This window comes from Helicobacter himalayensis (assembly GCF_001602095.1).
GTDB classification, from domain to species: domain Bacteria; phylum Campylobacterota; class Campylobacteria; order Campylobacterales; family Helicobacteraceae; genus Helicobacter_F; species Helicobacter_F himalayensis.
The window spans coordinates 435,123-456,356 of the sequence record NZ_CP014991.1 but is presented as its reverse complement, the minus strand read 5'-3'; the positions used below and the strand labels follow the sequence as shown (position 1 = coordinate 456,356).

The window sequence follows — 21,234 nt, the reverse complement described above, 5'->3', positions numbered from 1 at the left end:
CTAAGCCTTGTTTTTAGAATCTTGTGTGTTTTGCGCTGCTAATTTCTCGTTATGTGTGTAGTTTGTTTCATTTTGTTCATTTTCTTGCAAAGCCTTTTGATTGAGTTCAGCGATTTCCTTATCAATGGCTTCACTTTGGAAATTAAGGCTTTCTAACGCCAAAGTTTCTGGGCTTTTTTGGATTTCGCCATTTTGTGCCTGTATAGATTCTGTATTTTTTGATGTGTCAGAATCCGTCTCATCTAGGCTTTTGGTGATTTCATTTGTGATGTCTTTTGGTATGGAGGTTAGAGAATCCATACTTTGCGTGATGTCTTTTGTCAGTGTTTCCTTGTAAGAAAGCGCTTCTTTTTTAAGCTCGCTTAGGCGCACTTCATTGTCAAAGGTTTCTTTTGCATCATTGATGGTTTTTCTAAGCGCACGCATAAATTTAGCAATATCCACGGCTGCTTGGGGTAGTTTATCTGGTCCTAAAAAAATAATCGCCACTATCAAAATGACAAGAATCTCAAAAATGCCTACGCCAAACATTGCAAACCTTATCTTTATGTGTATCAAACGCGCAATTTTAGTGTAAAAATGATTAATTTAAACAAAAATTTTAATCGGAATAAAAAATGCTTAAGATTTCATAATCTTAGACAAATGTCTAGCTTATGGAGAATCTTCAATGATAGATACAAAATTGCTTTTAAATAATTTTGAATTTGTGGCGCAAAAGTTGCAGGTTAAAAAAGTGAGCAAAGAGCTGCTGCAAGAGCTTTTTAGCATTGCTTGTGAGTATAAAGCCCAAAAGCAAAAACTAGAAGAATTGCAAGCGTTTAAAAATAGCGCGTCAAAAGAGTTTGCCACCTTGCGCGCACAAAATAAAGATATAGATGAGCTTAAAGCAAAGCTAGATTCTAATAAACAAGAAATGCAAGAGGCGCAAAAAAAGCTTGAAAAAACAGAATCTGCGCTTACAAAGATAAGCTACACAATCCCAAATTTGCCAGATAGCAAAACGCCAGAGGGCGAGGACGAGAGCGATAACAGAGAAATAAAAAAAATCCTAGAGCCGAGGGTATTTGATTTTGAGCCAAAGGAGCATTGGGAGCTAGCAAATAAAAATGGCTGGATAGATTTTGAAGCAGGCGTGAAGCTAGCAAAAAGCCGCTTTAGCGTATTGCGTGGAATGGGTGCGAGGCTCAATCGCGCGCTTATAAATTTTATGCTTGATTACAATCAAAAAGCGGGTTTTGAAGCGGTGGTAACGCCTGTGATTGTGAATAAAAACTGCCTTTTTGGCACAGGACAGCTTCCAAAGTTTGAATCTGATATGTTTAAAATTGGCAACCAAGACTTTGAGGGGCTAGATTCTGCGAATTTGCAAGCGCACGAATTGTATCTTATTTCAACTTCTGAAATCACGCTGACAAATCTTTACAATGACACTATTATCCCAAAATCCGAGCTTCCCATAATGCTTACCGCGCAAACGCCTTGCTTTCGCAAAGAGGCTGGAAGCGCAGGCAAAGATACACGCGGAATGATTCGCCAGCATCAATTTGACAAAGTCGAGCTTGTGGCAATCACAACGCCTGAACAAAGCGATTTTATGCAAGAAAAAATGCTTCAAACTGCAAGTGGAATCTTGCAAGAATTAGGCTTGCCTCATCGCTTTATGCAGCTTTGTGGCGGGGATTTAGGCTTTAGCGCAAGCAATACGATTGATATAGAAGTGTGGCTTCCGGGGCAAAAATGCTATCGTGAGATAAGTTCGATTTCAAACACACGCGATTTTCAAGCAAGACGCGCAAAAATCCGCTACAAAGATGAGAAAAAAAATCTCCTCGTCCATACACTCAATGGCTCATCTCTTGCGGTTGGGCGCACGCTTATTGCAATTATGGAAAATTACCAAAATAAAGATGGGAGTATCGAAATCCCGCAAACACTTCAAAAATACCTTTAATAGTGGCGCGCTATGGCAGATGATTTGCAAGAAGTAGATTTAAATGACCCAAAGAGAGATTCTCAAACTGAATCTAATGCCACGCGGGAAAATGCACAAGAGAGCGAGCAAGGAAACGCGCAAAAAGAGGGTAGTTTTAAGATTAAGTTAGAATCCTTGCTTGCGTGTATCAAATCCCTACCCGCGTCTTTAAAAAATCCTAAGCAAAACAAAAAAACATTTTTTATTATTATAGGTATTGTGGTATGCGTGGTGATGATTATCGTGCTTGGATTAGTGTTTGCGCTTAAAGCTCCAGCACCACAAGAAGAAGAGGTTAAAATCCTACCACCTAAAAAAATCCAAACGCCACCCATCGTCCAAGCCCTTAGTAGAGCTGGAAATATCGATAATGACGCATTAGACGAAATGATAAAAAAAGCAAATCTCTTGTATGAGCAAGGCGATAAAATGCAAGCGCTTGATTTGTTTGAATATATCTCAATCTTTTCTCAATCACTCGCAAGCTACAATCTAGGCGTAATCAAGCTCAAAGAAGGGCAATATAAACAAGCTATCGCGTCATTTGACAATGCTATCAATGCTGGCGAAGATATCTCTGTAAGCGCACTTAATGCAGCCTATGCGGCATATAAATTAGGAGATATTGCCCTCTCACAATATTATCTTGGCTTAAGTGCTTCGCATTTGTATGATGCGAGCAAGCAACCGCTTTACTCTTATGTTTATGCGCTTCTTAACACTTACAAGGGCTTTTATTTTGAATCTCTCTCTCCACTTTTGCACCCAAATTCTAAACTCTATCAAACTCAAAACAATAAAATCGCTGCGCGCACTTTTTTGCTTTTCAATGATGATTTTAACGCGCTCAATACGCTAAAAAAAACACCTTCAAAAAAAGATAATCTTGCAATCGCACTTTTGCACGCACGGCTTGGCGAGTATGACAAGGCGCGCTCTTACATTTATGAATATCTCTCTTATTTTCCAAAAGATCCAGATGCACTTGCTGCCTTGCAACTTATTGAAATCAAGCTTGGGAATTTTAAAGAAAGCGCGACCATTCTTAATCGCTTTATGCGCGAAGATGAATATAATCCAAAGCTAGAGACTTATCCTATTCGCATAAAGTTAAAAGAAGATTTGTTTGATGTCAATATTGCGCAGGAAAATTTTTGGAATCGCAAGTTTGAGCACCAGCAAATTCTAAGTTTTAAGATTTTATATTTTTATGCACCACTGCGTGTGTTTGACGCTAAAGAAGCGCTAGAGGCAATTAGAGATGGCGGGATAAATGCAAAGATTCAAAATATCGAACTTGCTAAAAGTGGCTTAGGTGAAGGAAGTGGGATTGCAAAGGTGAATCAAAATATTGTTTTGGGCTTAAAAGAGGCGTATAAAAATAATTTAAGAAAAGCTAGAGAATATATGCAAAAAGCTGTTGCGATGTATCCAAACCACTCAATTTTACATTACAATTTGGGTGTGTTGTCTGCGCAATTTGGGGATTATGACAATGCTTATACGCATTTTTTGCGCGCTTATCATTTGGACACAAGCGATATTTTATCCGGGCTTTTTGCGGTGATTGCTGGCAAGCTCACTTATAGGAATACTGATAGAATCTTAAGCTCGATACGAGCGGACTTTATAGATATTGGGTTTGAAGATAAAACAAAAGAGATGTTTTTGCTTTCTTTATTACGCTATCTTAATAATGTGCCAATTGATGATTTTAGCTGGATTGAGGAAAGTAAGCAAAAATTGCCAATTTATTATGCCTTGCAAAGTGTATATGCAATAGCACAAAATAACCCAACCTTTGCTATGCAATCTTTTAAGAATCTGCAAGAACTCTACCCGCGCGATGTGGTGTCAAATATTATGTATGAGCTTGCGAGATTCCATAAAAAAGATTTGCAAAGTATCGCGCTAGAGCTAAATGCAAATCTTTCAAAAAAGAATCTTGACAAAGCAAGCATTTATTTTGGACCAACGCTTGCAAGGGAATTATTTGTGTATGTGGGCTTTATCACCGGCACACTCTCAAGCCTTGAGCCAGAGTTAGAGCATAAACTTTTAAGCGAGAATGAGAATCCGGCTGGCATTTTACAACTGCTAGGACTTTTAAATATTTACAATGGTAATTTTGAAAAGGCATTTGTGTATTACAACACGCTTATTGATGATTTGAAAGAAGATGACGCGCATACGCGATTTTTGGGCGCGGTGGCGGCACTTGGTGCGGACAAACACGAAAACGCCGTGGCACTTTTGCAAATTTCAAAGTTAGAATCTGTAACAAATTTAGAAGCAAAATTTGCCCTTGCCTTGCTTTACCAAGAAAATAAAAATTTCAAAGCTGCGGCAGATCATTACGAAAAGATAAGCAACTCTGATTTTATGTCAGAATATTTTGACTTTGATATTAATACGCAAAAGTTGGTAGAGTAATTTAGATTCTTTAAGAGATTCTTCGGGCATAAAACCCTCAGAATGACAATCGCCTTGTCGTATTGAGGCATAGCCCTTGTCGTATTGAGCGAAGCGAAATATCTCGGTTTTTTAGATTTCATCAATTTGTATTACCTCGCAGGAGCGAATCCAGATTTGGCTCTGCTTGCGCGCGGGCTTGACGTTTTTGTGGTTGATTGGAATCTAAGATTCTGCAACGCGATTTGGTAGTTTTAGATTCTAAACCTTCTCAACAAGAAAAGCGATAAAACTTGACTTATTAAGTATGGGCTTGTTACAATGCTAACCCTCGCATTGAGGCTTCTTTGCAAAGAGAGCAAGCCAAAGGTGAGCTAAAACTTCAAAAAAGGCAACACAATGAAAATTTACAACAGCATAAGTGATATTATAGGAAATACCCCAATAGTGCGCCTTGCAGGCATTCACGAAAATGTATATGGTAAATGCGAATTTCTCAATCCAAGCCATTCTGTCAAGGATCGCCCAGCATATAGTATGATTAAGCACGGAATGGAAGAGGGCAAAATCAACAAAGACACAACCATCATAGAATGCACCAGCGGGAATATGGGTATCGCACTTGCGATGATTTGCGCGGATTTAGGGCTAAAAATCATCATCACAATGCCAGAATCTATGAGTATAGAGCGCCGCAAGATGATGAGCTTTTTTGGCGCACAGCTCGTGCTTACACCAGCAAGCGAGGGAATGAAAGGCGCACTTAATAAATCGCTAGAATTGCTAGAATCCACGCCAAACTCCTTTATGCCAAGCCAGTTTGAAAATCCTGCAAACCCACTTTCTCATAAGCTCGGCACAGCCAAAGAGATTTTGGAATCTTTTGGGAAAGATTTAGATTTTTTTGTGGCTGGATTTGGCACAGGTGGGACAATTAGCGGTGTGGGTGAGGTGCTAAAAAAAGAAATCCCGCATATTAAAATCATAGGCGTAGAGCCAGCGGCGTCGCCTCTCATCTCACAAGGACAGGCAGGACCGCACAAGATTCAAGGCATTGGGGCGAACTTTATCCCAAAAACGCTTAATAAAGATATTATGGATTCTATTATTTGCGTGGAAAATGATGTGGCAATCGCTATGGCAAAAAAGCTTGGTAGCATTGGCGTGATGGTAGGGATTTCAAGCGGTGGCAATGTCGCAATCGCCGAAGCAATCGCAAAAGAAAATCCGGGCAAAAAAGTGCTAACAATGCTTAATGATACAGCCGAGCGCTATCTCTCAACAGACCTTTTTTCAGGGTTTTAAATTTGTGACCTACCTCCAACTTGCAGGGCTTTCCCTGCAAGCTTACACACTTTATGTTTTTTATTTCATTACAAAATCTATCCAATTGTATTCCATTGATTATATCGCCTATGGGAGCAATCCCGCTTTATCTCCGCTTCGCACGCATATTCCACGTTTTTTGGCTGATTGGGTTTGTAGATTCTGCAATGCTGTTCATGATTTAGAAAATCTGGATTCTAATAATTTCCTTAAATCCTCTAACTCTTTATCAATGATGCCAGCTTGAAAAAGCACAGGGCGGATTTTTGGCGGGATTTTACAAAGGCGGTATTGCTCCTTTATTTTTTTTGGCATTGCGTGGTGATGGTGAAAATTTTTGCGCGCAACAAAAAGCAATTCGCCCGCACAAGCCACCACAAAACGCCCGCCAAGCTCGCAATCAAAGCCACTTTTAAGCACTTCTTCACGCTGCTTAAAACTCATCACATAGCCAAGATTTTTCAGCGCACAATCCACATTACGCATATCTTTTTGAGTATCCAAATATTGATTTTCCAAACATTGATTTTTTGATTTGCGTGCGCATACAAAGAGATTGTCTAAAATTTTTTCAACGCTTTGCGCACCTTGTGAAAAAAGTGCATTTTGAGAATCTAAGATTCTAAAACTTTGCAAAATCCCTTTTGGCGCGTGTTTAAGGAGCTTGTTAGAAAAATTATGGCGAAAAAAATTCCGCTTAAAGCGCAAATCCTCATTACTCGCGTCATTAAAATACCTTATCCCCCTTTGTGCCACATACGCGCAAATCTCCTCCCTGCTAGATTCTAGCAATGGACGCACAAGCCTAACGCCTTCAAATTCACTCACGCCCTGCAGTGAAAGCAAGCCCCAAATCCCGCTCCCGCGCGCCAACTGCATCAAAAACCACTCTAGCCTGTCATTGAGCTGATGAGCTAAAAGCACATTTTCATAGCCCTCATTGAAACAAAGATTCTTAAAAAACTCATAGCGCACCGCGCGCGCGTTATGCTCGAAGTTTGCGTGGATTTTTGGGGCGTTAAAAATATGGGCTTTTTTGTTGTATCGTTGCGCTAGTTCTTGTGCGTAGGCGACTTCTAGTTTAGAATCTTCTCTTGTAGCGTAATTGACAATGGCTATATCAAAGCTTACATTCAAATCTTTCAGCAAAAAAAATAATGCGCTAGAATCTATCCCGCCAGAAAATGCCAGCAAATTCTTACAATCCTTGAAAAGCTCTAAATGCAGTAGTTTCAAAGCATTCAAACATAGCCTTATTTTTTGATACTATGCATATGCGCTTGTAGCATATTTTGAGGCTTGAAAATCTCGTCTAATTCCTCTTTGCTTAAGAGTTTATGCTCTAGTGTTAGCTCATACACGCTTTTGCCAGATTCAAGTGCTTCTTTGGCGATTTTTGCAGAGTTTTCATAGCCAATGTAGGGATTTAGCGCGGTTACAATGCCAATGCTATTGAAAACGAAATTTTTGCAAATTTCCTCATTTGCGGTGATTCCATCGACACACTTGTTAGCGAGCGTGCGAAAGGCGCGCTTCATCATCGCAATAGAATTAAACAAACTATACGCAATCACAGGTTCAAAGACATTGAGTTGCAATTGTCCTGCTTCAGCTGCGAGCGTGATTGTCACATCATTACCAATGACACTAAAGCACACTTGATTGACAACTTCCGGAATCACCGGATTAACCTTGCCGGGCATTATTGAGCTTCCGGGCTGCATTTTAGGAAGATTGATTTCATTAAGCCCTGCGCGCGGACCAGAGCTTAAAAGGCGCAAATCGTTACAAATCTTTGACACCTTGCTTGCGACACGTTTTAGCACGCCGCTTATTTGCACATATGCACCGGTATCTTGTGTGGCTTCAATCAAATCACTTGCAGTTACAAAAGGGCGGTTGGTCACTTCTTGCAACTTTTTTTCCACTACTTTTGGATAATCAGGGTGCGAGTTTATCCCCGTGCCTATGGCTGTGCCACCGAGATTTATCTCACGCACCAAATCTTGTGCTTCTTTCACGCGTTGAATATCCTCTCCTAGCATCACTGCAAAAGTGCGAAACTCCTGCCCCAAGGTCATAGGCACTGCATCTTGAAGCTGTGTGCGTCCCATTTTTAGAATATCTTTAAATTCAAGTGCCTTTTTTTCAAAAGATTTTTTGAGAATCTGCATAGATTCTGTAAGTTCAAAAAGCCTCTCATAAAGTGCCACACGAAGTGCCGTAGGATAAGCATCGTTAGTTGATTGAGAGAGATTTACATGATCATTTGGGTGGCAAAACTCATACTGCCCTTTTTTATATCCCATAGATTCTAAGGCAATATTAGCGATGACTTCATTTGCATTCATATTTGTGCTTGTGCCAGCCCCACCTTGTATCATATCCACCACAAATTGCTCTTTAAACTCCCCAGAAATAATCCTTTCACACGCTTCCACAATGGCATTTTTAATCTTTTCATCTAATAATTTTAGCTCATAGTTTGCCAATGCTGCGGCTTTTTTTACTTGCGCCAAGGCTTTGATGAAGCTAGGAAAATTGCTTAAGCGCTCGTGGGTGATATCGAAATTTTCCACCGCGCGAAATGTCTGAATCCCATAATACACACCCTCTTCAATCTCTAGCTCACCAATAAAATCGTGCTCTTTTCTTGTTTTCATTACGCACTCCTTTTTAGATTTTAGATGCTTAGAGTATAGCCAATTTGTGCGAAAAAATTGTTAGTTCTTTAAGATAGAGTGGGTAAATCCTAGAGTTAGAGCGCAAAATGTAAGATTTTAAGCCTTAAATCGCCATACGCACAGCATCTGAAAGCAAATCCGCATTGTGCGAAGGGACAAAAAACTGCACGCCCAAATCACGCGCCTTAAGCACAAATTCAGAATCTTGATTCTCAGGCATAAGGATTATAAAGCATATTTTAGAATCTTTTTTAGTAACTTTATATTTGCGGATAAAATCAAGCGCGCTGACATTTTCATTACGCCAATCCATCACCACAATATCATATTTATTTGCGCATAACTCGTTAAATGCAGGAATCATTTGCTGCTGCGCTTTCACAGAAATACAAGAATCCACTTTTAAAATAATCTGCATATCACGATAAGAATCCGAGCTAGATTCTCGGATAATTAACACATTGCGCTTACTCACCTCTTCCAAATAATGAAGCAAGTCAAAAAGCTCCCTGCTCCGCGGGCTAAGCTTTGATTTATCAAGTCCGCGCAAAAAATAATGCAAGAAAGTTTTTGAGCTATAACCTCCCTCAATCCCTGCATCACGGAAAAATCGCTTGACAATCTCGCTTTTTTTCGCACGACCCCACAAAAAAGAATCCAAATCAAACGCCTTCGTATCAAGCAAGGTAACAAAATGCGTGCGAATATCCTCTTTCATCGGTTTAAACACTTCAGAAAATTCCTCCAAATGCGTCTCTCTAAATCTTTTCAAGCGTTCGGTTGTTTTTACCAAAAGTTCCTTTTGCACAGCAATATACTGCAACAAATCCACATAGCGCTTACGCATAGCCTTCACTTCTTTTTCTAGTTCTGTCTTAGAGCCTTTGGTATTTTTGAGCGCAAATTCAGATTCTTCAAGATTCTTACTTAATGGACGCACTTGAGCTTGAGCGTTATTAAGCGAGCTTTGCGTCATCTCGATTAAATCCTGCGCTTTTAAATACGCGCTTTGGCGGTTTAAAAAGATTTTTTCAAAGGAATATTCAAGCGCATAAGAAGTTTTTTTGATGTAGTTTTCATACTCTTTATAAAGGTTAAGAATCTCTTGCCTAAGGGCTTTTAAGGCTGGATTTGCAAGTGTGCCATCCATTTCGCATAAATCATTATACGCAGTCAAAATAAAACGTTGTGAGCGTAAAAAATCAAGGCGCGGGTGATTTGCGACAAATTCTTTATAATTTTCTAAAATGCTATTCTCACGCGCAAAAAATTCTAAAATACATTCTTCTGGGCTTTTTGTCACGGGGATCTCATTGGGGTCTATGGGTTTTGGCTTTGGTCGGATTTTTATCACCTCGCCCTTTTCAGCATCAAATTCAATTTCCTCTTTTGCCACCAACTCGCTTTCTTTACCCTCCCATAGTTCCAAATCAAAGAGATATTCACGCTTATTGACAGCCTGCTGTATTTTGCCCTGTTTTTTTTGCGTATCGACTTCTAACAAAATCCCTTGCAACATTATCTTTTCCTTTTGTGATACTTTGAAAGTTACGCTCCCATAGAGCTTGAAGTACTTCTGCTAGCATTTGAGCTATTGCCAAAGAATCCACTTTTTGCACCAGTGCTTCTTGTCGCGCTTGAAGTCGTGCTTTTAGCAGAATTTGAAAAGCTATTTTTGCTACGCTCATAAGCCTGTGGGGATTTGTAATTGCGCTGGGCATTTGCTTTGTAGTTTGAGTTATTAAAAAGTTTATTCCCAATGTAGCTTCCTAGTATTGCGCCCGCCGCAGATGCCAAAATCGCGCCACCAAGTCCCAATCCACCGCCATTTGGATTAGTAAGTTCGCTTGTTCCAGAATCTATTTTTTTCTCCTCCACCGCGATGAGATTATCAATCTCCTCTTGACTTAACATACGCTCATTGCCGTCTTTGTCTTTGAGCATCACGCGCGTTGTCTCACTGGGATATTCCTCTAGCACCTTATAGCTACCATCTTGCTGTTCCTCGATGACGACAAATGCGCCATTTTTTACCGCTTGAGATTGCAAAATCTTAGAATCCTTATTGCTATCCTCACAACCTTGCAACGCAAACGCCACAGCCACGCCCAGCGACCCTACCATCGCATAATCTTTGATTTTTCCTAGCTTCATTGTGCTTCCGTTTAAATGGGGATTTTAGAAAGGTTCAATTATATGTTTTTCTCTTTTTTTTGTCAATTAAAAGATATTTAAGCGATTTTACGCTGTTTAGTAATTTAAGAATCTATTCCTTAAATTGTATCACTTACAAGAGCAAAGCCCCTGACAAGCTTCGCTTCGCGCGCATACTTGGCGTTTTTTGGTTGTTAAGAATCTAGCCCTTTGATAATGTAGCGATTTTGTGAATCTAGCCCGATGAGATAGCACTCCGCGCTTTGCAAATCTATCAAATAGCATTGCTCGCCACCCTCTATTGCAAAGCGCTCACTCGGATACACGCTCAAACGCGCCCTCACTTCCTCTATATCCGCGCACACTGCGCTAAAACCAAACATCACAAGTTTATATTTCATTTTTATTCCTTTAATTGTATCGTCTGGGCGGGAGTGAATCCCGCTTCGGCTCCGCCTCTATTCCTTAAAATGTATCACTTACAAGAGCAAAGCCCCTGACAAGCTCCGCTTCGCGCGCACACTCGGCGTTTTTTGGTTGATGAGATTCTAAGATTCTGCAATGTTGTTTGGTGGTTTTAGAATCTACACCCTTAAATTGTATCACCTCGCGCAGTCAAATCGCACTTGCGCGCGCGTATTTTACCTATTTTACCCTTTTTGGTTTAGTAGAGTTTTAAGATTTTGCTTTTTCTATCGTACTTTTTGCCTCGCTTAAAATTTCAGAATCTTCATAGCTAAAAAACACAAACTCATCGCCACTTTGACGCGCGCCACTTAGCAAATCCCCGCTATTGCGATATTTCAAATCAAGTTCGGCGATTTTAAACCCATCAAGCGTGCTTGCAAACTTTTCCAGTCGCTCGGTATTTGTCGTATGCGTGTATAAAAAACAATAGCCCTTAAGCCCATTGCGACTAACCCGCCCGCGCAACTGATGCAAAGTCGCCAGTCCCAAACGCTCAGGCGCTACGATAATAATCGTGCTTAGACGCGGAAGTGAAATCCCCACCTCAATAAGCGTAGTTGCAAGAAGCAGATTTCCTTTCTCCTTAAATTCCTCTAGCACGCGCTCTTTTTGCTTGTCCTTACCAGAAGTCACATACACACCCTCAAAATGCCTCTGCCAAAACTCGCGCCCCTCATTTAGCGAGAGATAATTAATATGCTCGCTCTCCTCCACCAAAGGATACACGATAATCGCTTGATGAGAAAGCGCAAACTCACTTTGCAAATGTGCAATAAGCCCCTTAAAATCGCTCTTACCAACGATAGAAGTCGTAATATCTTTTTTGAAAGGTAAATCCGTGATATTGCTGACATTGATATACTGCGAGTTTATCATCGCCATTGTGCGCGGGATAGGCGTAGCAGAAAACTGCAAAGAATGCGGTTTGCTAGGATTTGCCCCATTTTGCGCGCTAAACATTTTTTCTAGCTTGTAGCGCTGATTTGTGCCAAATCTATGCTGTTCATCACTCATCACAAGCGCGCAGTCATCAAAGTTTAGATTCCGATATAAAAGCGCCTGCGTGCCAATGATAAAATGGCAAGAATCTATTCCATTAATTGCATCGCCTTGCGCAGTCAAATCGCACTCCGCTTCGCGCGCACACTCGGCGCGTTTTTGGGGGTTTAGATTGTATGGATTTTGCGACATATTTTGAAAATCTTGCAAAGCAAATGCAAACAAATCCCCTTGTGCGCTAGATTCCAAGCCCTCTTGCTCCAAAGCGTCTTGCGTAAATTCCTTATTGCTCCCTAGCACAAGCTTCACCTTCACAGATTCTGGCAAAAATTTCCGTGCCTCCTCATAAAGCTGCTTTGCTAGCACGCTCGTGGGCGCTAAAAGCACGCTTTTTCTAGGATATACCATCATTACCGCGCTCAAAATCACAATCGTCTTCCCACAGCCCACATCACCCATTATAAGGCGTCTAGCGGCAATTTGTGAGTTGAGGTCTTTTGCAATGGTATCAATCGCACTCCTCTGCCCCTTTGTCAAGCTAAAAGGCAACGCGTTGATAAAGCTTTCATACTCGCCATTACACACAAAGTTCGCGCGAGATTCCAAACGCTTTGAACGCAAAATAAGCATATAGCGCAAAATCTCATTGAACTTCAACGCGCCTAAACTCTGCGCGCTAAACCCGCCATTTTGCCTAAACTCCCCAACAAACGCATTATTTGGCTGAAAAATCCTTAACAATTCCCTTGCGTGGGGCAAGCTCACACCACACGCAAGCAGATTTTCCACGCTATACACCTTTTGCACAAGCAACTCCATCACAGCGCGCAGATTCTTAGAATCTTTGTCTTTAAACTGCAATGTGATTTTCCCAAGATTTTCAATCGCACTTTGGTTAAGAATCTTTGGCTGCACCATAGAATATTGTGAAAATTTCCTCTCCAATTTCCCATAAATCACGCATTGTTTCCCCACGCCAAACGCACTATACATAAAAGGCTTAGGATTAAAAATGACTAGATTTATCGGCACATCAAATTCCAAACTATACGCGCTTAGCCTTAAATACATCTTTTTGCCAAAGCCTGCTTTATTGCACTGCGTTATTTCCACGCGTAGCGCGCATTCAAGTACATTTTGCTTTTCAAACACACTCAAAGTTTGCAATAAATTTTTCTGCTCATAGTTTTTTGGTGGATTTAGCCCAATATCATACAACGTGAATATTCCGACTTTGCGCGCAGAATCTAGCTCTTTTGGAGCAAGAGAAAAGTAAGGGTTACTCAAGTCCGCTTTTTGCAAAAGTAAATGCGTCATTCTCCCAACTTCCCCTCAAATAAGCATTCATAATATTTTGCGCCTTAGCGCAAGTTCTAGCCCTTTTCCCCCGCGCAATTTTTAGCCCAAGTTTATAAATCCGCCCTAGCGCGTGCGCGTGATAAAAACCGCCATATCCAAGATTCTATGCGCATAGCCACATTCATTATCATACCACGCCATAAGCTTTAGCATACTTCCATTCTCACAAGGCAGGCAAAAAGTCAAATCCTCCGCAATAATGGCACTATGAGTGTTTCCGATAAAATCACTACTGACCCTGCATTCCTTATCAATGGCTATAATCCCGCTTAGCGCGCCTTTAGCAGATTGCGCAAAAAGCGCATTGACAGCCTCTGTGCTCACATTTTTTTTCAATTTCAAATTTATATCAATCATCGACACATCAGCCACCGGCACGCGCACGCTATGCCCGTGAAACTTGCCTTTTAAGTTTGGAAGCACCTTATAGAGTGCCTTTGCCGCGCCTGTGCTTGTTGGGATTATATTAAGAGCCGCAGCGCGCGCGCGCCTTTTATCGCTTCTATGCGCGTTATCAAGGAGATTTTGGTCATTTGTGTAGCTATGGATTGTGGTGAGTATCCCAGATTCTATCCCATACGCAGAATCTAGCATTTTACAAATCGCCCCAAGCGCGTTGCTCGTGCAGGAAGCATTAGAAATGATAGATTCTTCATTGTAGAGATGTTCATTTGCCCCAAGCACAAAAGTTGGCGTATCATCACTTGCGGGGGCTGAGATTATCACCTTTTTTGCGCCATTTTTTAGATGTATCGCCACACTTTGGGAATCTAAATATTTCCCGCTAGATTCCACCACCACATCTACCGCGCCAAAGTTGAGACTTTCACGCGCACAATTTTGCAAAAATACGAAGCTTTTTTTCTTGCCATTGTTTAGCTCAAACTCAAGCACACCCGCGCGCTCACAAGATTTCACATCAAATTCCGCGCAAGAATCCACAAAATCCGCTTTTTCCACATACACCACTTTGACAAAATCCCGCGCCTGCACGCTGTCATTTTCAAACAAATACGCTAGCATTGCCCCAGAAGCCACATCGTGCGTTACTTTTATTTCTATATCATCGCGCTTTAGTACCGCGCATATTATATTGCGCCCAAGCCTGCCAAGCCCATTTACCGCGAGTGTTATCATTAGTTTTCCTCTATTTGTGATTAAAAATGCCAAATTCTAGCATACATTTACACACTATAAAAAACTATATAACATAAATAGCGCAAAAAGTAACATTCTTTAAACACAACACAACACATAAGCGCAATACTTTACTAAATTCTTACAATTTAACCTATAATAAAAATTGCTTTAAGCAAACAACAAACATAAAAGGAGTTATCTATGAACACAACATTTAAACTTTCTCTAGCAGCATTAACTGCTCTTGGTACTCTTAGTAGTGCTAGTGCGATGAGCTTCTTAGAAGCGTTGGAGGGCACCAGTATATCAAGCACAACTTTTGTGCGCTATACAGAAAAGACAGGCTTAGGAGATGCAGGCGGAAGAGCATCTGGCTCGCGTTTTCAGGTTAAATCTTACCTAAACTTCCTTACACAAGATTTTGAAGGCTATCAAGCAGGCTTTGGACTTTACTACAATCAAGGTAGCGGTATGCCACTAAGCGCAAATGGTAACAGCGCGCATACTGACTTATTAGGCACAGGGGCATCACACTTAGGCGGGCAAGGAATTAATGCTAACCTTAATATCTTTGGTGTATCTGAAGCATTTTTAAACAAAAAGTTTGATGAAAATGGCAAATACAGCGCAAAAGTGGGAATGATGTATTTAAAAACTCCTTTCACTGATGGCACTATGGATAGGGGTGTGGGTGCTAGCACAGCCTTCCAGTTTGGTAATACCACTTTAAAAGTCGCAGCATACGACTCTTGGTCATCAATGGACTGGGCATTTATGCGCACACTTGGAGGCTATGGAGAAGGCAAGAATCTATATGGTCACGATTCTTTTAAAAACAACCTCTTTTATATCGGAGCAGAAAAGCCAGCAGTTGATGGCAGCGGGCTAGACTACAAACTCTATCTTTCAGCTATCTCGCGTATGATAAATGCAGCAGCCTATCTTGACTTAGGATACAACACAGGTGGTTTTAGACTCGGCGCGCAAGTTGCCTACACACAATTTGGCAAATACGGCGGAGAACATAAGAAAGATATTTATGGAAAAGGAAATGCACTCGTATATCAAGGATTTGGACCAATAAATGCTAGTAGTGATGTTATTAACCATAACAAATCAGACCTTATCAACCCAAATAATGACTTAGCAAAAAATGCTGGTTTGTATAACATCCAAGCAAGCTATGCAAGCAAAGGAAGCTTTATGCTAAAAGCTGGATTTACTGGAAGCTTTGGCGATAGCTATGGCGCACTCATCGACAATCAAGGTGCATTCAATCTCGGTGGTATGGTATGGCATAATATGCTAGTGTATGGTGGAAATGGCGCAAGTATGTTTGGCTCTGGTGGTGTAAAAGGCACAAACATTATGGTAGGCTATGCGAAGTTTGTCCTTGATGCGACTGAAAAGCTTAAACTCGGCATTGATGTAGCCTATGTAGGTGGTGCAAACAACATTCACGGGAATAGAAATAACTTCACTTCTTCATCACTTAGCAACAAAAACACAAACTTTATAGAAATCACACCTTCGCTTGTCTATAAGCTCAATGAGCGCTTTACTTTCACAAGCTGGTATGGACAAAGTGTAGGCGATATGAAGCTTCACATTGCACGCGCTGAAGTGAAATTCGCATTCTAACTTTTCAAATTTCTAAGTGGGCAACCCCCGCTTAGAAAGCTTCTTGCTTTTCTTTAGTCTTACTTTAAATTTTCTCTCATAGAAATCTTAGATTCTAAATAATCAAAAAGCGTTGAGTACGCGCTCGAAGTGGAGACAAAGCGGAATTCACTCCCGCGAAGGCGATAAATTAGAGGGAATAGAATCTAAATTCTAAGATATTTCGCTTGCGCTCAATATGACAAGGCAAATGTCATTCTACCCCCCCCTTTTTTTTTGTTTGCCATTCTGAAACTTCCCTTTGTCATTCTATCCCCCTTTTTTTTTGTCATACTGCCCCCTTGTCATTCTGAGGGCTTTATGCCCGAAGAATCTCTTAAAGATTCTAAAAGGGATATTTCGCATTTTTCAAATGTTCAATATGACAAAAGGGGGTATTTTGGCTTTGTAGATATTTCGGCTACGCCTCAATATGACAAAAAAAAGGGGGGGGGCTATACCTCAATATGACAATGTTTTAAATCTCTCACCCTCTCTTTGCGATACCTTTAAGCGCATAATTTTCCAACTCTAAAAGTGGCTCTTTTAACAAAAGTGTGCCACCGCGAATTTTATTTGCACCCTCACAAATTTCTTGCTTAAAATCATAGGCAAAAAATCCACAATTTATGGCATTTTGGCGGATTTGCACACTTTGAGAATAAGTGGTGAGAATCCCATTTGGCTTTAAGATTCTAAAACATTGCATAAAATATTCCTCGCTCCAAAGTGCGGGATTTTTGCGCGGTGAAAATGCGTCTTGATAGATAATATCAAAGCTTTCATTTTGCAAGGTTTTGACATATTCTAGCGCGTCGCCTTTATAAAGCGCAATATCCGCGTTTTTGCCCTCATAAACTCCATAATGTGTAAGCGCATACAAAATCTCACTTAAAGAAAGTGCGTTAAACTCGCTAGGATAGGGAAAAGAAGACAGAGAATCTAAAAGTGCGCAGTCTTTTTCTGGGGAATAAATTTTAAGCCTTATCTTTGGCGCGTAAGTGGCGTAATAAAGCAAGGTTGCAAAGCTATTATAACCTAGCCCAAAGCAAATATCTAAAATAGTAATGTGTGCTTGAGCCTCGCACACAGGCGCTTTTAGCGTGTCAAAAGCAGCATTTTCAAAAATACCGCCTGCAAAAGTGTCACTCTGCAAGGTATTTTGCGAAACATTTCGTAAGGCATTTTGTGAAGCCCTTTGCGCGCGCAGATTCTGCAAGATTTTTGCAAATGCGGGCTGTATGTGCTTTTGCAAGCTTTCTTTGAGCGCGCCCTCTCTCAAGCTATGATAACACTCATCAAACTCCACACTATACGCGCTAAAGCTCAAATCCGCACTTTGCCTAAGCTCTAGCATTTACTAGCATTTAGTGGGGCATATCATATATCATCATTTGAAAGCGCCCCGCAATCCCGCGCGCAACCTCCAAAATATGCGCGCTTGTGGGTTCATCATACACTTGGTGCAAGGACTCTTCAAATAGTGCGAGCCAGTCATCAAAGCGCTCACGCGGGAATGGCGGAAGCTCCAAATGCTTTTTAAGTGGTTGCCCATTGAAAGTGGATTCTCCTAAAAGCATTTGCTTCCAAAAATTCCCAATATGCTTTTTATGATGTTGCCATTTAGTATCAGATTCTCCGATTTTGGCGTTAAAAATAGGCGCTAGATTGGCGTCTTTGCGCACTTTTTCATAAAAAATATCCATAAGCTTTGCAATAGAATCATGTGTGATTTTTAACATACACTCCCCCCTTTAAGTTAAATTTAAAGCGCAAGTATAAATTAAAAATCATAATGCAAACTTAAAAGATAATAAGTCTTGTGAAACTCACCTAAACCTTAGCTATAATGCGCCCCTTGATTTTCAAATCCACAACTTAGCGATGAGGAACATTTCTTGCGCCGTCATCAAAACATCTTTGCTACACACCAGATTTTAAAAATCCAAAGACTTTCAATGAAATATCTACATTGCGCTTGCTGATAAACTCAAAGCCAGAATCTACATTGCCACCAAATTACAGAAAATCTAGGTTCTCTTTGGAAAAAGATTAATATTTGCTTATTTTGCCATTTTATTTTGCATTGCAAAGAGGCGATAGCTCACACCCATAGCACCTAAACCCTGCTCGATGAGCGCATAAGCTTTCGCATAAAACTCACTAATATCATCACTGCTTAAATGCAACACACACACCATAAGCGTATGCAAAATATGCGCGATTGAGCCTTCAAACAAAATCCCCACAAATGGCAAACTCGCACTTTTCCTAAGGCTTAGGCGATGCACCTTATCCACAAGTGCAAATAGCTCTTTTTTGCTCCCCACATTGACGCGCAAAGCCCTTAAAAGCTCATCTTTATACTCCAACACCTCTTTTGTGTATAAATCTGTGAATTTTTTTTCTTTAAATACCTTGTTGTAGTCTTTTTGAAAGTAAGATTCTATCTGCTTAATAGCGCGCGCTTTATTGACTTTTCTTAACTCAAACGAATCAACTTCACACGCCCTACTTCCTTGCAGATACGCACCCTCGCCCAAATTTAGCACAAGATTTGGCGCAAAAACCTTAATCGCACGCTCAATGCTCTGCGCACTTAACGAAAAAAGCGCGTCAGAAAAGACTTTTTTATCCTTGTTTGCGCGCACTTCAAAGGCATTTGTCGGAATCGCGCTAGATTCTGTGCCATAAAAAGAATTTTTAGCATGCTTGCTTTTGCCCTGTATATAGCCACAATCTAGCCCGCAAATAAGCACCTCCTCGCCCAAAAGTGCCGCAAGTGCAAAGCCTGCATTTCCAACATAAGGCGCGCTAAACTCAACCACACTTTTTGGGCTAAACATATACGCACTCGCACTCCCGCCACGCATAAACAAAAAGCCTTTTTTGGCAAGATTTATCGCATTTGGCTGCACCACACTTCCGCATAAAAGCGTCGTATCTCCTAGCGGCGCGCCCTCTAGCACTTCTTTAAGATAAGAAATGCGTTCAATTTCGATTTGAAAATCCGGCTCTATGCCATAAGCTTTAAGCGGTTTTAAAGCCGTACCACAGGAAAAAATCAGCATATTTGGTGCATTTTTTTTAATAAAAGGAAGCAAAGAATCTAAACTCACCCCATTTCCCACCACGCAAATTGGCACATTCACACGTTTTGGAAGGTTTAGGATTCCAAAATTTGTATGAAAATTTTTCACACTATTTCTCACGCCTATCATCTCATCATCAAAGCTCCCCCAACCGCGCGCATTTATCTTATACGCCTCCTGCACGATACTACGCGCGCTAGCAATCTTGGGACTTTCATACAAATACAGCTCAAGGCGCAAAAAATTATTCGTGATTTTATGCGTGCTAAAGTAGCTATTGACAAACTCCTTATTGATGAGATTTTCCACAAACAAATAACACGACTTCTCGCTCACGCGCGCAAAAAGCAACTCAAAATCCACAAAATACAGCATAATGCGGAACATATCAAGGTATTCCTCAAAAAGCAACAAAGAATGAAAATACACACCAGATTCTAAGAGAATCTGCAAAAACACCCCTCCTAACGCGCCAAAAATCGTAAGACTTGGCAGAAAACTCGCACTCAAAAGAAACTCTTTTTGCGAAGGAAAGGCAAGCATAAGGTTAATAAGATTGTTGCAAACTTTCGCGGTTAGCGGGATTTTCTCCTCGTCTAGCTTTTGTAGTGCGAGGTTATTTGTATAAAGCTCATAATTTGTGTTATTGAGCGGATTTACCGCTAGGGCGCGTTGCAGGGCTAACATCTCGCCTTGTCTGTACACAAACGCGCCATCGCTAAGATTGATAATATTTAGCTCTTTGCCATCAAAGTAGAGATTGTGCGTGGTGGGCGCAGACTTAAGCCGTGCAAAAAGACTCGGATTGAGCGTGCTAAAAAACATCATATTGCGCGCAAAAGTCGCACTCATATAAGAATCTAAGCGCGCAAAATCATTTGTATGCAAGATTTCAGAAAGATTCATAACACCTCAGCGACACCATTACGCATAACGACAAGATCTTCAATCCTCACGCCAAATTCATCGCCCAGATAGATTCCCGGCTCGATAGAAAATACCATACCCTCTTCTATCACCATTTCACTACGCGCAGAAATGCGGGGCAGCTCGTGAATATCAAGCCCTATGCCGTGTCCTGTGGAATGCACGAAAAATTCCCCATAACCAGCAGATTCTATACACTTGCGCGCAAGAGAATCAATCTCTTTTGCTTTCATTCCCACGCGCGCCTTTGTAATGGCATTTTCTTGGGCTTTCCTTACAATATCATAGATTTTTTGCTGTTTTTTATTTTTAAATTTTTGCTCTTTGCTAAAATCCATATTTTTGCCCACGCGCGCGGTGCGCGTCATATCCGAGCAGTAATGCTTAAATTTTATCCCCGCATCAAAGAGTAAAAGATCGTTTTTGTTTAATGTAATCTCCGCACTTGGCAAGGCGTGGGGTTTCGCACCTGTGGCATTAATCCCAATGATTGGATTAAAGCTTAGTTCATATTTTCCATTCATACTCAAAAATGTGCTGGCATAAAAATGCAGATTCTGCTCGCTTAAGGGCTTTTTATCCACAATTGCACAAGAGAGAAAATCTGCGAACTTCTTAAAAGCCTTTTTATTGAGCTTTTGAGATTGCCTAATAAGCGCAATTTGCGATTCACTCTTACACACACGCAAATGCTGGTGAAAATTTGGCATTGCCACAAGCTCACATTTTGCACCTAGCTTGCCTAAATGCGCACACAAGGAATGGTAAAAATCAAGCGAGACTTCTAAAGAATCAAAGCCTAATGTTGTGAGATTTAGCTTTTTAATGGCTTTGGCTAGTGAGGTGCATAACTCCGCAGAATCCACCACCTCAACGCCTTTTATGACATTTTGCTTCGCTTCTAAAACATAGCGCATATCGGTGAAAAAAAACTTAGATTCTGGTGTTTTTAGCACGATAGCATTATCGCAGTCAAACCCACATTCATAATACTGCGCGCTTTGACTTAGCGCAAAATAGGATTCTACCTCCATAAGAA

General features: G+C 40.8%; 19 protein-coding genes. 6 read left to right on the top strand and 13 right to left on the bottom strand.

Annotated features, from left to right (window positions below; translation table 11 throughout):
* Positions 1 to 531: a Sec-independent protein translocase protein TatB gene (tatB, locus tag A3217_RS02155; RefSeq protein WP_066387374.1), complete on the bottom strand. Its 531-nt coding sequence runs from the start codon at positions 529 to 531 to the stop codon at positions 1 to 3.
* 139 nt (positions 532 to 670) lie between these two features.
* On the opposite strand from tatB, the gene serS reads away from it, so the two are divergent.
* The 4 genes from serS (at position 671) to cysK (ending at position 5,692) form a co-directional block, all read left to right on the top strand.
* On the top strand, positions 671 to 1,954 hold the full coding sequence (serS, locus tag A3217_RS02150; RefSeq protein WP_066387371.1) for a serine--tRNA ligase: 1,284 nt from the start codon (positions 671 to 673) through the stop codon (positions 1,952 to 1,954).
* Positions 1,955 to 1,966: 12 nt separating this feature from the next.
* Positions 1,967 to 4,408, top strand: coding sequence for a tetratricopeptide repeat protein (locus A3217_RS02145; RefSeq protein WP_066387368.1), 2,442 nt, complete (start codon positions 1,967 to 1,969; stop codon positions 4,406 to 4,408).
* 84 nt (positions 4,409 to 4,492) lie between these two features.
* Positions 4,493 to 4,639: a hypothetical protein gene (locus tag A3217_RS08940; RefSeq protein ID WP_156471826.1), complete on the top strand. Its 147-nt coding sequence runs from the start codon at positions 4,493 to 4,495 to the stop codon at positions 4,637 to 4,639.
* A 147-nt stretch (positions 4,640 to 4,786) separates the two neighbouring features.
* The gene (gene cysK, locus A3217_RS02140) at positions 4,787 to 5,692 is read left to right on the top strand and encodes a cysteine synthase A (RefSeq protein ID WP_066387367.1); all 906 of its coding nucleotides are present in this window, start codon (positions 4,787 to 4,789) and stop codon (positions 5,690 to 5,692) included.
* A 195-nt stretch (positions 5,693 to 5,887) separates the two neighbouring features.
* Here the strand turns inward: cysK and tilS are convergent, their stop codons facing one another.
* From tilS to A3217_RS02105, 8 genes are all read right to left on the bottom strand, one after another.
* Positions 5,888 to 6,958, bottom strand: a complete 1,071-nt coding sequence (gene tilS / locus A3217_RS02135; protein WP_066387364.1) for a tRNA lysidine(34) synthetase TilS — start codon at positions 6,956 to 6,958, stop codon at positions 5,888 to 5,890.
* 8 nt (positions 6,959 to 6,966) lie between these two features.
* Positions 6,967 to 8,376, bottom strand: coding sequence for an aspartate ammonia-lyase (gene aspA, locus A3217_RS02130; RefSeq protein WP_066387362.1), 1,410 nt, complete (start codon positions 8,374 to 8,376; stop codon positions 6,967 to 6,969).
* 124 nt (positions 8,377 to 8,500) lie between these two features.
* Positions 8,501 to 9,916, bottom strand: coding sequence for a response regulator (locus A3217_RS02125; RefSeq protein ID WP_066387361.1), 1,416 nt, complete (start codon positions 9,914 to 9,916; stop codon positions 8,501 to 8,503).
* Between the two features lie 29 nt (positions 9,917 to 9,945).
* Positions 9,946 to 10,551, bottom strand: coding sequence for a UPF0323 family lipoprotein (locus A3217_RS02120; RefSeq protein ID WP_066387357.1), 606 nt, complete (start codon positions 10,549 to 10,551; stop codon positions 9,946 to 9,948).
* Between the two features lie 194 nt (positions 10,552 to 10,745).
* A complete protein-coding gene (locus tag A3217_RS02115) occupies positions 10,746 to 10,952 on the bottom strand; it encodes a hypothetical protein (RefSeq protein WP_066387355.1) in 207 nt (68 codons plus the stop codon).
* Positions 10,953 to 11,016: 64 nt separating this feature from the next.
* Positions 11,017 to 11,157 (bottom strand): hypothetical protein, encoded by a 141-nt coding sequence (locus A3217_RS08935; protein WP_156471825.1) that lies wholly within the window; start codon positions 11,155 to 11,157, stop codon positions 11,017 to 11,019.
* Positions 11,158 to 11,226: 69 nt separating this feature from the next.
* On the bottom strand, positions 11,227 to 13,335 hold the full coding sequence (locus A3217_RS02110) for a DEAD/DEAH box helicase (RefSeq protein ID WP_066387353.1): 2,109 nt from the start codon (positions 13,333 to 13,335) through the stop codon (positions 11,227 to 11,229).
* Positions 13,336 to 13,440: 105 nt separating this feature from the next.
* A complete protein-coding gene (locus A3217_RS02105; RefSeq protein ID WP_197456902.1) occupies positions 13,441 to 14,514 on the bottom strand; it encodes a type I glyceraldehyde-3-phosphate dehydrogenase in 1,074 nt (357 codons plus the stop codon).
* 204 nt (positions 14,515 to 14,718) lie between these two features.
* Between A3217_RS02105 and A3217_RS02100 the strand changes: the two genes are divergently transcribed.
* On the top strand, positions 14,719 to 16,158 hold the full coding sequence (locus A3217_RS02100) for a major outer membrane protein (RefSeq protein ID WP_066387349.1): 1,440 nt from the start codon (positions 14,719 to 14,721) through the stop codon (positions 16,156 to 16,158).
* Between the two features lie 339 nt (positions 16,159 to 16,497).
* A complete protein-coding gene (locus A3217_RS08930) occupies positions 16,498 to 16,647 on the top strand; it encodes a hypothetical protein (protein ID WP_156471824.1) in 150 nt (49 codons plus the stop codon).
* Positions 16,648 to 16,663: 16 nt separating this feature from the next.
* Here A3217_RS08930 and A3217_RS02095 read toward each other — a convergent pair whose 3' ends face one another.
* The 4 genes from A3217_RS02095 to A3217_RS02080 all read right to left on the bottom strand — a co-directional run bounded on the left by A3217_RS02095 (position 16,664) and on the right by A3217_RS02080 (position 21,229).
* Complete coding sequence (locus A3217_RS02095; RefSeq protein WP_066387346.1) at positions 16,664 to 17,533, bottom strand: tRNA (5-methylaminomethyl-2-thiouridine)(34)-methyltransferase MnmD; 870 nt, start codon at positions 17,531 to 17,533, stop codon at positions 16,664 to 16,666.
* Positions 17,534 to 17,543: 10 nt separating this feature from the next.
* Positions 17,544 to 17,918: a group III truncated hemoglobin gene (locus tag A3217_RS02090; RefSeq protein ID WP_066387344.1), complete on the bottom strand. Its 375-nt coding sequence runs from the start codon at positions 17,916 to 17,918 to the stop codon at positions 17,544 to 17,546.
* Positions 17,919 to 18,239: 321 nt separating this feature from the next.
* The gene (locus tag A3217_RS02085; protein WP_066387342.1) at positions 18,240 to 20,174 is read right to left on the bottom strand and encodes a 6-hydroxymethylpterin diphosphokinase MptE-like protein; all 1,935 of its coding nucleotides are present in this window, start codon (positions 20,172 to 20,174) and stop codon (positions 18,240 to 18,242) included.
* Positions 20,171 to 21,229: a M24 family metallopeptidase gene (locus A3217_RS02080; protein WP_066387338.1), complete on the bottom strand. Its 1,059-nt coding sequence runs from the start codon at positions 21,227 to 21,229 to the stop codon at positions 20,171 to 20,173. The genes A3217_RS02085 and A3217_RS02080 overlap by 4 nt, the downstream gene beginning before the upstream one ends.
* Positions 21,230 to 21,234: the final 5 nt, after the last annotated feature.